Source organism: Mycobacterium sp. UM_Kg1 (assembly GCF_000972925.1).
GTDB classification, from domain to species: Bacteria; Actinomycetota; Actinomycetes; order Mycobacteriales; family Mycobacteriaceae; genus Mycobacterium; species Mycobacterium hiberniae.
In genome coordinates this window covers 1-12,146 of the sequence record NZ_JRMK01000118.1, presented here as the reverse complement: position 1 = coordinate 12,146, position 12,146 = coordinate 1, and the positions used below count along the sequence as shown (strand labels likewise).

Annotated in this window: 11 protein-coding genes and 1 pseudogene; 6 read left to right on the top strand and 6 right to left on the bottom strand. The window is 67.9% G+C overall.

What is annotated here, in order from left to right:
- Positions 1-722: pseudogene (locus LI92_RS16420) on the top strand (phospho-sugar mutase); the annotation flags it as partial.
- 218 nt (positions 723-940) lie between these two features.
- Here the strand turns inward: LI92_RS16420 and upp are convergent.
- From upp to LI92_RS16405, 3 genes are read right to left on the bottom strand one after another with little or no spacing between them, the layout of a single operon-like run.
- On the bottom strand, positions 941-1,564 hold the full coding sequence (upp, locus tag LI92_RS16415; protein WP_046320655.1) for a uracil phosphoribosyltransferase: 624 nt from the start codon (positions 1,562-1,564) through the stop codon (positions 941-943).
- A 16-nt stretch (positions 1,565-1,580) separates the two neighbouring features.
- Positions 1,581-2,957, bottom strand: a complete 1,377-nt coding sequence (locus tag LI92_RS16410) for a PE-PPE domain-containing protein (protein WP_052740822.1) — start codon at positions 2,955-2,957, stop codon at positions 1,581-1,583.
- Positions 2,954-4,372, bottom strand: a complete 1,419-nt coding sequence (locus LI92_RS16405; RefSeq protein ID WP_286135148.1) for a PE-PPE domain-containing protein — start codon at positions 4,370-4,372, stop codon at positions 2,954-2,956. The genes LI92_RS16410 and LI92_RS16405 overlap by 4 nt, the downstream gene beginning before the upstream one ends.
- 344 nt (positions 4,373-4,716) lie before the next feature.
- Between LI92_RS16405 and satS the strand changes: the two genes are divergently transcribed.
- Entirely contained in the window at positions 4,717-5,988 is a 1,272-nt protein-coding gene (gene satS, locus LI92_RS16400; RefSeq protein WP_046320652.1) for a protein export chaperone SatS, read from the top strand.
- A gap of 214 nt (positions 5,989-6,202) precedes the next feature.
- The gene (locus LI92_RS23805) at positions 6,203-6,769 is read left to right on the top strand and encodes an LGFP repeat-containing protein (RefSeq protein WP_192830071.1); all 567 of its coding nucleotides are present in this window, start codon (positions 6,203-6,205) and stop codon (positions 6,767-6,769) included.
- A gap of 57 nt (positions 6,770-6,826) precedes the next feature.
- On the opposite strand, the gene LI92_RS16390 is transcribed toward LI92_RS23805, so the two are convergent.
- Genes LI92_RS16390 through LI92_RS16380 form a run of 3 tightly spaced genes read right to left on the bottom strand, consistent with a single transcriptional unit; the run spans position 6,827 to position 9,598 of the window.
- The gene (locus tag LI92_RS16390) at positions 6,827-7,915 is read right to left on the bottom strand and encodes an adenosine deaminase (protein ID WP_046320650.1); all 1,089 of its coding nucleotides are present in this window, start codon (positions 7,913-7,915) and stop codon (positions 6,827-6,829) included.
- Positions 7,916-7,922: 7 nt separating this feature from the next.
- A complete protein-coding gene (locus tag LI92_RS16385) occupies positions 7,923-9,209 on the bottom strand; it encodes a thymidine phosphorylase (RefSeq protein WP_046320649.1) in 1,287 nt (428 codons plus the stop codon).
- Positions 9,206-9,598, bottom strand: coding sequence for a cytidine deaminase (locus tag LI92_RS16380; RefSeq protein WP_046320646.1), 393 nt, complete (start codon positions 9,596-9,598; stop codon positions 9,206-9,208). Before LI92_RS16380 ends, LI92_RS16385 begins: the two co-directional genes overlap by 4 nt.
- Before the next feature lie 238 nt (positions 9,599-9,836).
- On the opposite strand from LI92_RS16380, the gene sdhC reads away from it, so the two are divergent.
- From sdhC to sdhA, 3 genes are all read left to right on the top strand, one after another.
- Positions 9,837-10,271 (top strand): succinate dehydrogenase, cytochrome b556 subunit, encoded by a 435-nt coding sequence (gene sdhC, locus LI92_RS16375; protein WP_407663170.1) that lies wholly within the window; start codon positions 9,837-9,839, stop codon positions 10,269-10,271.
- Complete coding sequence (locus LI92_RS16370; protein WP_046320644.1) at positions 10,268-10,735, top strand: succinate dehydrogenase hydrophobic membrane anchor subunit; 468 nt, start codon at positions 10,268-10,270, stop codon at positions 10,733-10,735. The genes sdhC and LI92_RS16370 overlap by 4 nt, the downstream gene beginning before the upstream one ends.
- Before the next feature lie 33 nt (positions 10,736-10,768).
- Positions 10,769-12,146: succinate dehydrogenase flavoprotein subunit (gene sdhA / locus LI92_RS16365; RefSeq protein WP_046320642.1), on the top strand; the 1,378-nt coding region annotated here is incomplete at its 3' end.

The window sequence follows — 12,146 nt, the reverse complement described above, 5'->3', positions numbered from 1 at the left end:
AGATGTGTATAAGAGACAGGCTCTTGGGCGACTACCTGCTGTCACAGCTTCCCCCTGATGGGGCAGCCACAGCGGTGGTGGCCAGCAGCGTGGTGTCGTCGCGGATGCTGGCCCGCATCGCAGCGCGCTACGGCGCCCACCATGTCGAGACGCTGACCGGGTTCAAGTGGCTGGCACGGGCCGACATGCCCTCAGCCGGTCTGCCCGGCACCACGCTGGTCTACGCCTACGAAGAAGCGATCGGCTACTGCGTCGACCCGGACGCGGTGCGCGACAAGGACGGCATCAGTGCCGCGGTCCTGGCGTGCGATCTGGTGTCGGCATTGCGAGACCGGGGCAGCTCGATTCCCGAAGCGCTCGACGAGTTGGCCTGCCACCACGGTGTGCATGTCACCGACGCGGTGACGCGCCGAGTCGACAGTCCCGCCGCGGCAGCTGCGGTGATCGCCCGGCTACGCGGCGCCCCACCGGCCCAGCTGGCCGGATTCACCGTCACCGCAACCGATCTGCGGCACCGGCGCGGACCCGTCACGGACGCGTTGGAGTTCTCCGGCGAACGCGACGGCACTTCGGTACGGGTGGTGGTGCGGCCATCGGGAACCGAGCCGAAGCTCAAGAGTTACCTCGAGGTCACGCGCCCGCCGTCGGATGACCTCGCCGGCGACCGCGCCGAGGCGCGGCGGGTGTGTGCGGCCGTCGCCGATGCGGTCCGTTCCTGGTAGCGCAGCATGGGGCCCCTTCGGCCGCTTCGTCACTACCCGTCACACCCGCCTCAACTGCCACCAGCCCGACGGGATGTGATGTCTGCCCGCCTTTGAGCGACAACGGATGTTGGGAAGGCTCAATCCACCAACATCCACCACCGCAAGAACATTTGTCGCTCAAAGGCGGGCAACAACCACCTACCCGCCCGCCGGTTACCAGTGTGACGGTAGGGATCTCACCGCGGCCCGAACTGGCGGTCGCCGGCATCGCCCAGACCCGGAACGATATAGGCGTTCTCGTTCAGGCCGTCGTCGATGGCCGCGGTGATCAGCCGCGCCGCCGGTGCCGCCTGGGTCAGTGCCGCAACACCCTGCGGTGCGGCCACCACGCAGACCACGGTGATGTCGGTGGCGCCGCGGTCTGCCAGCAGTCCCAGCGTGTGCACCAGCGAGCCGCCCGTGGCCAACATGGGATCGAGGACCACGACCGGTGTGGCACTCAGATCGCCTGGCAGCGAGGCCAGGTACGGCACCGCGAGGTGGGTGTCCTCGTCGCGCGCCACGCCGACGAAACCGACGTCGGCTTCGGGGATCAGCGCGTGCGCCGCCTCCACCATGCCCAGCCCGGCACGCAGCACCGGCACCAGCAGCGGCGGCCGGGCCAGCCGCGCTCCCACGGTCTCGGTCAGTGGGGTGCGCACCGCGACGTCCGCGCGCGCCATGTCGCGGGTGGCCTCATAGACCAGCATCCAGGTCAGTTCACGCAGCGCGCAACGGAACTTCGCGTTGTCGCTGCCCTCGTCGCGCAGCGTGGTCAATCGCACCGCGGCCAACGGGTGTTCGACCACGCAGATATTCACGCCTGGCACCCTACTGTCATGCGCCCAGGAGGTTGAGGATCTCGAAGGCCACCGCGCCGATCTCCAGCATCGGCGCCAGCGAGATCAACGGCTCGCCGTTGAAGACCGCATCCGGGCCCAGCCAGTCGGCTACGTTCAGCGACACAGACAACTCGCGCCATGCATCGAGCAGATAGGCATCCACCTCGTTGGTGAGGTAATACCCGGTCAGCAGCGCATCCACGACGGAGTCCGGTAGTGGGGAGTGCCCGGCGAAGCCCAGCAGGTCGTTGATCGGGTCGACGACGCTGTGCACCGCGGCGTACTGCAGGCCGGCCAGCATCTGCAGCGGGTCCATGCGCATCACAAGTCCGGCCACATCGGAGCCGTCGGCCAGCTGTCCGCTGGCCGTGACGGCCCAGGGCCCGATGGCGTCGGTTCCGTTGACGCCGACGAAGGGGTTGCCGGGATTGCCGTAGCCCCAGTCGATGATCAGCTTCAGCATCGGTGCCAGTGCGTCGCCGATAACCGTGCCGGCATCACCGAGCTGGTAGATCGGCCACAGGATCGGCAGCTGCTGGGGAATCACGTAGAAGTCGGTGTCGCCGATCCTGCCGAGGTCGATGGTGTCGGCCAGGTCGAAGTCGAGGTAGGAGAAATGCACCGTGGCGGTGCCGATCAACGCGTTGGCCATGGCTAGCAGGTTGGTGGGATCCTGCGGGAAGTTGGCCAGTCCGTCGTACTGTCCGGTATAGCTGTCGGTGTCGAATCCACTGGTCGGGGTGGGTCCGATACTCAGCGGGATACCCAGAAACGGCAGCCGCACCGGCTGGTCGCCCAGCACCGGGTACGCCGGAAAGCGGGTCAACACGCCGCCGAGCGGATTGTTGGGGTTGCCGATCAGCACGAAGTGCAGGTTGGCCGGGTCAACACCGGGTCCTGTCGCGAGCAGGTTGATCATCTCCTGGGTGGAGATGGTGGCGCTCTGCGAATAGCCGAACACCGTGACAGCAGAACCGTCGCTCAGTTGCGGCTCGAGAGTGGCGTGCAGGAGCTCGACGCCGCGTGCAACCGAGTCCGCGAAGGTCAGGTAGGGGTTCGGCGGCGGCAGGCACACCAGCGGACAGAACTGCTCGGGGGTGACCAGACCCTCGAAGTGGTAGTCGGGAAACGCCTGCTGGTCGGGGAACCGTGGCGGATCCGGTTGCAGGTAAAGGGCTTTGACCGACTCCAGATACCCGCCAACCGTGGGGTCGGGGATGCTGGTCGGACCCATGATCCAGCCTTCCCCGGCCAGCAACGTGAGAGCGTGCCGATGCGGTGGGGCGGAGCCCACCGCGACCAGCCCGCAGGCTGCGCCCAGCACGGCCGCCGTGAGCAGCGTCGCTCCCGGCGGCCGCTGGCGCGGCGTCACAGCGAGATGTCGAGAAGGTTGAGCAGGCTGAAGCCCACGCCGAGCACGTCCAGCAGCGGCTGGGCGGAGATCAGCGGTGCCCCGTTGAAGATGGCATCGGGTCCGAGCACATCCAGCAGGTTCCACTCGTCGGCCAGGTTGTACCAACCGGTCAGCAGCTCTTGGTCCAGTTCGATGGTGAGGTTGTAGCCGGCCAGCAGCGTGTCGACGATCGACTGCGACAACGGAGCCAACCCGGCGAAGTCGAGCAGGTTGTTGACGGTGTTGGTCAGGCTCTGCACGCCGGCGTATTGCAGCCCGGCCAACATCTGCAGCGGGTCCATCCGCAACATGAAGCCGATGGCGCCGGTGTCCTCGGACAGCTGACCGGTTGCGGTGACCGCCCATGCTCCGGCCGCGCCGATCGGGTCCAGGCCGTTCACGGTGATGCCGGCGTCCGGGGCACCGGGGTTGCCGTAGCCCCAGTCGATGACGGTCTTGAGTATCGGCGCCAGCGCGTCGCCGACCAGCTTGCCGACGTCACCGAGGGCGTAGAGCGGCCCGAGGATGGGCAGCTGCTCGGGCAGCATGAAGTAGTTGGTGTTGCCGATCGAGCCGAGGTCGATGACGTTGGCCAGGTTGTCGTCGAAGTAGGCGTTGTGCACCGCCGGGATCCCCACCAACGCGTTGATCACGGCCAGCAGGTTGAGTGGATTCTGCGGGAAGACGGCCCAGCCGTCGTATTCGGTGCTGTAGACGTCCGTTGCGAACGGAACCGTCGGGGTGGACTCGATGCCCACCGGGATGCCCAGGAACGGAATGTGCTGCATGTTCCCGTCGAACCCGTCCGGGAAGGACAGGCGGGTCAACATGCCGCCGATCGGGTTGTTCGGGGCCCCGATCAGCACGAAGTGCAGGTTGTCCGGGTCATATTGCCCACCGGGCGCCTCAGCGATCAGATTGTGCATCGCCAGGGTGGCGACCACCGAACTCTGCGAGAAACCGAACACCGTGACCTCGTCACCGGCGGCGAGCTGCGGGCGGATCGCGTCTTCGAGGTTGGCCACGCCGTGCGCCAGCGAGTCCGCGAAGTTCAACCGCGGCACCGGCAACGGCTGGCAGACGATCGGGCAGAACTGCTCCGGGGTGATCAGGCCGTTGAGCGTGTAGCCCGGGTAGGTGGCCTGCCCGGTGAACCACGGCGTCGCTGGCTGCAGGTAGTAGTCCCGCACCACGTCCATGTAGTTGCCGATCGTCGGGTCGGCCTGACCCGTGCCGGTCATGATCCAGCCCTGCCCGGCCAGCAGCGCGACGTCGGCGAACATCCTCTCCAGCCGGGTGGCCGCCGTCGGCGCCAGCAGGGACGCCAACGCCAGGACGAGGGCGCACAGCGCTGCCACCATGACTCCCAGTGGCTCAACGCGCTTTCCGGTCACCGCAGGCCTCCCAATCTCTTGAATTTATGCGCCGGTGATCTTTTGTTTCCACCGGCGATGAACACATTAATCTATTAGGTGGAATTCAGCTTGACCTTGAGCGAAAGGCCGGCGGCGTAAATCACCGACATCGTCTGGTTGTTTGCTGCGCCGAGCCGCGCCGCGCCCGCCGGCGACGGCGCTCCGGCAGGCGAGCCGCCGGGTCGCCCCCGCCGTTCGGTCGGTTGCCCGGTTCGCTGTCACCGCACTCGCGTTTTTCCCCTGCGCCGCGCGGCGTCACGCCGGCGATGGCGGCGCTAATCCCGGCTCCAGGCGCCCGACCATGCATCGTTATTCTGTGCGCCATGGCAGCTGACCTCGTTCCGATCCGCCTGGCGGTGACCGCTGGTGACCGCTACACCCTGTGGGCGCCGAGCTGGCGCGACTCCGGGGACGAGTGGCAGGCCTTCCTGGGCAAGGGCGAAGACCTGTACGGCTTCGCCACGGTGGCCGACCTGACGGCGTTCGTCCGGATCAACGCCAACAACGACCTCTACGACCACCCCAGCTGGCCGCAGCTTGTCCGGGCCAACGCCCACAAACTCGACCCGGGCCCCGACCAGCAGTACGACCTGATCGCGGTCGAGGAGCTGCTGACCCAGAAGCCCACTGAGCAGTCCGTTCAGGAACTGGCCGGCGCGCTGGAGATCGTCTCGGCGATCGGGTCGGTGTGCGACCTGCCGGCGGTGACGAAGTTCTTCAACGGCAACCCCAACCTGGGCTGGCTGGCCGGCGGTGTCGACAACTTCACCGGCCGGGCCGGCCGCAAGCGCTGGGCGCTGATCGCCGAAGTCATCGGCCGCAACTGGGGCAATGTCCTGGCCGCCGTCGAAGAGATCATCACCACGCCCGACGTCGACGCCGCCGCGGCGTCGCGGGCGGCCGAGGAGCTGGCCGCCGAGGCACCCGCCGAGCCGGAGCCGGTCGTCGAGGAGACCGAGGCCCAGGACACCGAGGACGCCGAGGACGCTGAAACGACCGCCGGCAGCGGCGAGCGAGCCGCCGGCGACCGGGTGGTGCTCGGCGGCGACGCGGACTTCTGGACCAAGGTCGGGATCGACCCCATTCGGGTCATCACCGACAACGGGACGTTCTTCACCCTGCGCTGCTACCTCGGGGACCAGCCGGTCTTCCTGGGCCGCAACGGCCGGATCAGCGTCTTCGGTTCCGAGCGCGCCCTGGCCCGCTATCTGGCCGACGAACACGACCACGACCTGTCGGATCTGAGTACCTACGACGACATCCGGACCGCGGCCAACGACGGCTCGCTGTCGATCGACATCACCGACGACAACGTCTACGTCCTGTCCGGGATCTCCGACGACATCACCGACGGGCCGGACGCGCTGGACCGCGAGCAACTCGATTTGGCCGTCGAGTTTCTGCAGGATGTGGGCACCTACGCCGAGGACGGTGTGGTCGCCGAAACCCTCAAACCGGATCGTCCGCTGGGCCGGATGGTCAGCTACGTGCTCGACCGGGAATCGGTCAACGAGCCGCAACGCCCGTTCGCTCCCGCCGTGAAGGAATGGGAACAGCTCGAAGCGTTCGTACAATCGCGCCTGCGCCGCGAATAGCGCTTTGCCGCCCGGTGCCGCCCCCCGCCAGGCGGGCGGCCGGAACGCCGGCGCGGGACGCCATGCGACGTGCCGCGGAAATTCACCGCAATTACGGCAATTATTTGCTCCATTTCGTTGCCGAGATGTCAGATTCGCGACTAACATCTGGCCCGGTAACTAACGGGCCGCGCCGTGCGGTTAGCGGGGGCCTTCCAATTCGAAAGGACTACACATGCGCAAGGCGACACAGCGGGCCGCAGCAGTATCCGCAGCAGTATTGGGGGTCGCGCTGATCGGCACGGGTTGCAACAGCACCACCAAGGACAAGACCAATGAAGCCCTGAGCTCGGCCAGTTCGATCGCGTCTTCGGCCAGCTCGGTGATCTCCTCGGCGGTCAGCACGCCGGCGGAGGAGAGCGCCGCACCCACCTCGACGGTCATCACCGGTGCCGACGGCAAGGAGTACACCGTCGCCGGTCCGATCCTGGCCAAGTGGGACTCCCTGGACGCGGCCGCCAAGGAGGCCCTGGGAGCACCCACCGGCGCCGAGCAGAAGAACCCGGACGGCGGCGTCTACCAGCAGTTCGACGGCGGAGTGATCGTTCACACCACCCGCGCCTATGTGGTGTGGGGCAAGATCCGCGACAAGTGGAACGAGTTGGGCGGCTCGCAGGGCAAGCTCGGCTACCCGACCAGCGATGAGACCACCACCGCGGACGGGACCAAGCAGACCACCTTCGAGCACGGCATCGTCACCTGGAAGGAAGGCGACCCCGAGGCCACCGTCACCGAGCACTGATCCGCTGACCGAAGGCCGGGTGATCGCATCGCGATTGCCCGGCCTTCGGCGTTCGCGTCAGCCGATCAGGGCGGCGTATCGCGGTTTGATCCCCTCTTCGATGATCTGCACCCGCTGATCGAACGGGATGAACGCCGACTTCATCGCGTTGACGGTGAACCGCTGCAGATCAGCCCAGCCATAGCCGAACGTCTCGGCCAGCACCAGCATCTCCTTGCTCATGGTGGTATCGCTCATCAGCCGGTTGTCGGTGTTGACCGTGACTCGCAACCGGGCACGGGCCAGCAGGTCGAACGGGTGCTCGGCGATGCTGTCGACCGCTCCGGTCTGCACGTTGGAACTCGGGCACAACTCGAGCGGGATCCGCTTGTCCCGCAGGATCGCCGCCAGCCGACCCAAGTGCAGGGTGCCGTCGGGGCCGACGGTGATGTCGTCGGTGATCCGCACGCCGTGGCCCAGCCGGTCGGCGCCGCAGAACGCGATCGCCTCGTGGATGGAGGGCAGCCCGAACGCCTCACCGGCGTGAATGGTGAAGCGGGCGTTGTGATCACGCATGTACTCGAAAGCGTCCAGGTGCCGGCTGGGCGGATAGCCGGCCTCGGCGCCGGCGATGTCGAATCCGACCACCCCTTTGTCGCGGAACCGGATGGCCAGCTCGGCGATCTCCCGCGACAGTGCGGCGTGACGCATCGCGGTGACCAGGCAGCGCACCGTGATCGGCCGGCCGGCCGCCGCGGCCTCGCGCTCACCGTCGGCGAAACCGGCCAGCACCGCATCGGTCACCTCGTCGAAGGACAGTCCCCCCTCGATGTGCAGCTCCGGGGCGAAGCGCACCTCGGCGTAGACGACGGCGTCGGCGGCCAGATCCGCCACACACTCGGCGGCCACGCGATGCAGCGCCTCGGGGGTCTGCATCACAGCGACGGTGTGGCTGAACGGCTCGAGATAGCGCTCCAGCGAACCGCTGTGCGAGCGCGTCCGGAACCAGGTCGCCAACTCATCGGGGTCGGTCGCGGGCAGGTCGTCGTAGCCGACCTGCCCGGCGATGTCGACGACGGTGGCGGGCCGCAACCCGCCGTCCAGATGGTCGTGCAGCAGCGCCTTCGGAACTGCCCGGATGGTCTCCAGGTTCACCGGTGTGGTCATGGGTTCATCATGGGCTGGTCTCGATGATCAGCGGGCGCGGGAGCGGCGGTGTGTCGCCGATGGCGAATCCGCCGTCGAGCGCGGCCAGCGCGGCGCCGGTTCGCTCGGGGGTGTCGGTGTAGAGGGTGAACAGCGGCTGGCCGGCCGCCACCGGTTCGCCCGGCCGGCGGTGGATGCGGACCCCCGCCCCGTGCTGCACCCGCTCCCCCGGCCTGGACCGGCCCGCACCCAGGCGCCAGGCCGCCTGAGCCACCGCCATGGCATCGATATCGCCCATGAATCCACCCCGGTCGGCGGTCACGGTCTCGGTGCACGACCCCAGCGGCAGCGGCTGGCTCAGATCCCCGCCCTGAGCCAGCACCATCGCGGTGAATCGGTCCATCGCGGTCCCGTCGCGCAGCGCCTGCGCGGGGTCGGCGTCATCGATTCCGGCCAGCGCCAGCATCTCGTGGGCCAACCGCACCGTCAGCGCCACCACGTCGGGCGGGCCGCCGCCGGCCAGCACCTCCAGGGCCTCGGTCACCTCGATCGAGTTGCCGACCGTGCACCCCAGCGGCACCCCCATGTCGGTGATCAGGGCTCGGGTGGCGACGCCCTGCGCGGTGCCCAGCGCCACCATCCGCCGGGCCAGCTCGCGCGCGTCGTCGAGGTTCTTCATGAACGCCCCCGAACCGACTTTGACGTCGAGCACCAGCGCGTCCGTCCCCTCGGCGAGCTTCTTGCTCATCACCGAGGCGGCGACCAACGGCAGTGATTCGACGGTGCCGGTGATGTCGCGCAGCGCGTAGAGCTTGACGTCGGCGGGGGCCAGCTGACCGGCGGAGAAGATCGCCGCGCCGATCTCGGACAGTTGGTCGCGCACCCGGGCGCCCGACAGCGCCGCGCTGAACCCGGCGATGGACTCCATCTTGTCCAGGGTTCCGCCGGTGTGACCCAGCCCACGGCCCGAGGCGCTCGGGACGGCCGCACCGCAGGCGGCGACGGCGGCGATCAGCGGCAGGGTGATCTTGTCGCCGACCCCGCCGGTCGAATGCTTGCCGACGGTGGGACGTGGGACGGCGGAGAAGTCCAGTCGCTCGCCGGAGGCCAGCACCGCCTGAGTCCACCGGGCGTTCTCGCGCTCGTCCATCCCGCGCAGATAGATCGCCATCAGCAACGCCGACATCTGCTCTTCGGCGACCACCCCGGCGGTGTAGCCGGAGATCAGCCAGTCGATCCCGGCGTCGGGCAGCCGATGACCGTCACGCTTGCAGGCGATCAGCGTCGGGGCGTCGAAGGGCGCAGCGATGCTCATGGCAGTGCATCGGGCCCGAAGGCGTCCGGCAGCAGTTCGGCCAGCGTCCGGGCCCCCGCCGGGTGGTCGACGAGCAACTGGGGTCCACCGTGTTCGAGCAGCACCTGACGGCACCGGCCGCAGGGCATCAGCAGGTTCCCGTCGGCATCGCAACACGACAGCGCCAACAGGGGTCCGCCACCGCTGCTGACGAGGCCGCAGACCACCGCGCACTCCGCACAGAGACCCAGCCCATATGAGACATTTTCCACATTGCAGCCGCTGACCACCCGGCCGTCGCCGGCCAGACCGGCGGCACCCACCCGCAGGCCCGAGTACGGCGCATAGGCGCGCGCCGAAACCTCTATTGCACTGCGCCGCAACATATCCCAGTCAATTTTTTGGGACATTCACCAGCTCTCCTGTCGGTCTGAGCGCGCCGCATCGCCGCCTTGACCCGGCGACAACGAGGCAAAATCAGCCTAGCCTCAGCCTCTTACTACCCGTCAGTAACTTTCGCGTGGTCGTTTCGGGGCTGTGGATGGGTTTAGAGTCCCACCCGAGGTTTGTTGAAGCGATAGCGTGGTGGAGCGAACGCACGCCGGCGAAGCCGGGCGCAGCGGGCCCGCCGCAGAAAATTTGGAGGCGCTGATGACGGCGACATCCGCCGATGCGGCGACGCCGGGAACGCGGACCGGTGCGACGCGGCACCGCCGGCAGAGTCTGTACAAGGGCGACCCCGGTATGTGGGCGTTCGCGCTGCACCGGATCACCGGTGCGACCATTTTCTTCTTCCTGTTCGTCCACGTCCTCGACACGGCGCTGGTGCGGGTGAGCCCGCAGGCCTACAGCGAGGTGATCGCGACCTACAAGACCCCGCTCGTCGGCCTGATGGAGCTGGGACTGGTTGCCGCGGTGCTGTTTCATGGCCTCAACGGGATCCGGCTGATCCTGATCGACTTCTGGTGGCAGGGCACCCGCTGGCACCGCCAGATGCTGGTGGCGGTAGGCGTCATCTGGCTGGTGGTGATGGTTCCGGTGGTTGTCCGCATCGGCATGCACATGGCGGAGCGATTCCTATGAGCACCACTGACCTGCCGCGCAGCAGGGGCCCGATAGCCCCGGTTCTCGGCCCCGACCGCGACCGCCCGGCCAGCCTCGGCGACCCGCGCGCACCCCGGCGGCACAGCGGGATGCCCAACTTCGAGAAGTACACCTGGCTGTTCATGCGGTTCTCCGGTGCCGTCTTGATCTTCCTGGTGCTCGGGCATCTGTTCATCATGCTGATGTGGGACAACGGCGTGTACCGCATCGACTTCAACTACGTTGCCGAGCGCTGGAGCTCGCCGTTCTGGCAGATCTGGGACCTGAGCCTGTTGTGGCTGGCCGAACTGCACGGCGGCAACGGCCTGCGCACGATCATCGGCGACTACACCCGCAGCTCCCGCAGCCGGTTCTGGCTGATGACGCTGCTGGCCGTGTCGATCGTCTTCACGCTGGCACTGGGCAGCTACGTGCTGCTGACCTTCGACGCGAACATTTCTTGACGGCAGATTCGGTAGCGAACGGGTGATATCGCGGTGATTCAAGAACATCGTTACGACGTGGTGATCGTCGGCGCCGGCGGCGCCGGGATGCGCGCGGCCGTCGAGGCGGCCCCGCGGGCCCGCACCGCGGTGCTGACCAAGCTCTACCCCACGCGCAGCCATACCGGCGCGGCGCAGGGCGGCATGTGCGCGGCGCTGGCCAATGTCGAGGACGACAACTGGGAGTGGCACGCCTTCGACACCGTCAAGGGCGGTGACTACCTGGCCGACCAGGACGCGGTGGAGATCATGGCCAAGGAGGCCATCGACGCGGTGCTGGACCTGGAGAACATGGGCATGCCGTTCTCCCGGACCCCCGAGGGCCGCATCGACCAGCGCCGCTTCGGCGGGCACACCCGTGATCACGGCAAGGCCCCGGTGCGTCGCGCGTGCTACGCCGCCGACCGGACCGGCCACATGATCCTGCAGACCCTGTACCAAAACTGCGTCAAGCACGGCGTGGAGTTCTTCAACGAGTTCTACGCGCTGGACCTGGTGCTCACCGAGACCCCGTCGGGTCCGGTGGCGACCGGCATCGTCGCCTACGAGCTGGCCACCGGCGACATCCACGTCTTCCACGCCAAGGCCATCGTGTTCGCCACCGGCGGCTCCGGCCGGATGTACAAGACCACCTCCAACGCCCACACCCTGACCGGCGACGGCCTGGGCATCGTGTTCCGCAAGGGGCTGCCGCTGGAGGACATGGAATTCCACCAGTTCCACCCGACCGGCCTGGCCGGCCTGGGCATCCTGATCTCCGAAGCCGTGCGCGGCGAGGGCGGCCGACTGCTCAACGCCGACGGTGAGCGGTTCATGGAGCGCTACGCCCCGACGATCGTCGACCTGGCCCCGCGCGACATCGTGGCCCGCTCGATGGTGCTCGAGGTGCTCGAGGGACGCGGCGCCGGTCCCAACAAGGACTACGTCTACATCGACGTGCGTCACCTCGGCGAGGACGTGCTCGAGGAGAAGCTGCCCGACATCACCGAGTTCGCCCGCACCTACCTGGGTGTGGACCCGGTCAAGGAGCTGGTGCCGGTCTACCCGACCTGCCACTACGTGATGGGCGGGATCCCGACCACCGTCACCGGCCAGGTGCTGCGCGACAACACCAACACCGTGCCGGGCCTGTATGCCGCCGGCGAATGCGCCTGCGTGTCGGTGCACGGGGCCAACCGCCTGGGCACCAACTCGCTGCTGGACATCAACGTGTTCGGCCGGCGCGCGGGCATCGCCGCCGCCGAGTACGCCAATGCGCACGACTTCGTCGAGCTGCCGGAGAACCCCGCCGAAACGGTGGTCAGCTGGGTGTCCGACATCCTCTCCGACCACGGCAACGAGCGGGTCGCCGACATCCGCGGCGCCCTGCAGC

Excerpts from the sequence above, each read along its gene's own strand:
- satS (WP_046320652.1), top strand. The coding sequence starts at position 4,717 with ATGGCAGCTGACCTCGTTCCGATCCGCCTGGCGGTGACCGCTGGTGAC.
- LI92_RS23805 (WP_192830071.1), top strand. The coding sequence starts at position 6,203 with ATGCGCAAGGCGACACAGCGGGCCGCAGCAGTATCCGCAGCAGTATTG.
- LI92_RS16390 (WP_046320650.1), bottom strand. The coding sequence starts at position 7,915 with ATGACCACACCGGTGAACCTGGAGACCATCCGGGCAGTTCCGAAGGCG.
- LI92_RS16385 (WP_046320649.1), bottom strand. The coding sequence starts at position 9,209 with ATGAGCATCGCTGCGCCCTTCGACGCCCCGACGCTGATCGCCTGCAAG.
- LI92_RS16380 (WP_046320646.1), bottom strand. The coding sequence starts at position 9,598 with ATGTCCCAAAAAATTGACTGGGATATGTTGCGGCGCAGTGCAATAGAG.
- LI92_RS16370 (WP_046320644.1), top strand. The coding sequence starts at position 10,268 with ATGAGCACCACTGACCTGCCGCGCAGCAGGGGCCCGATAGCCCCGGTT.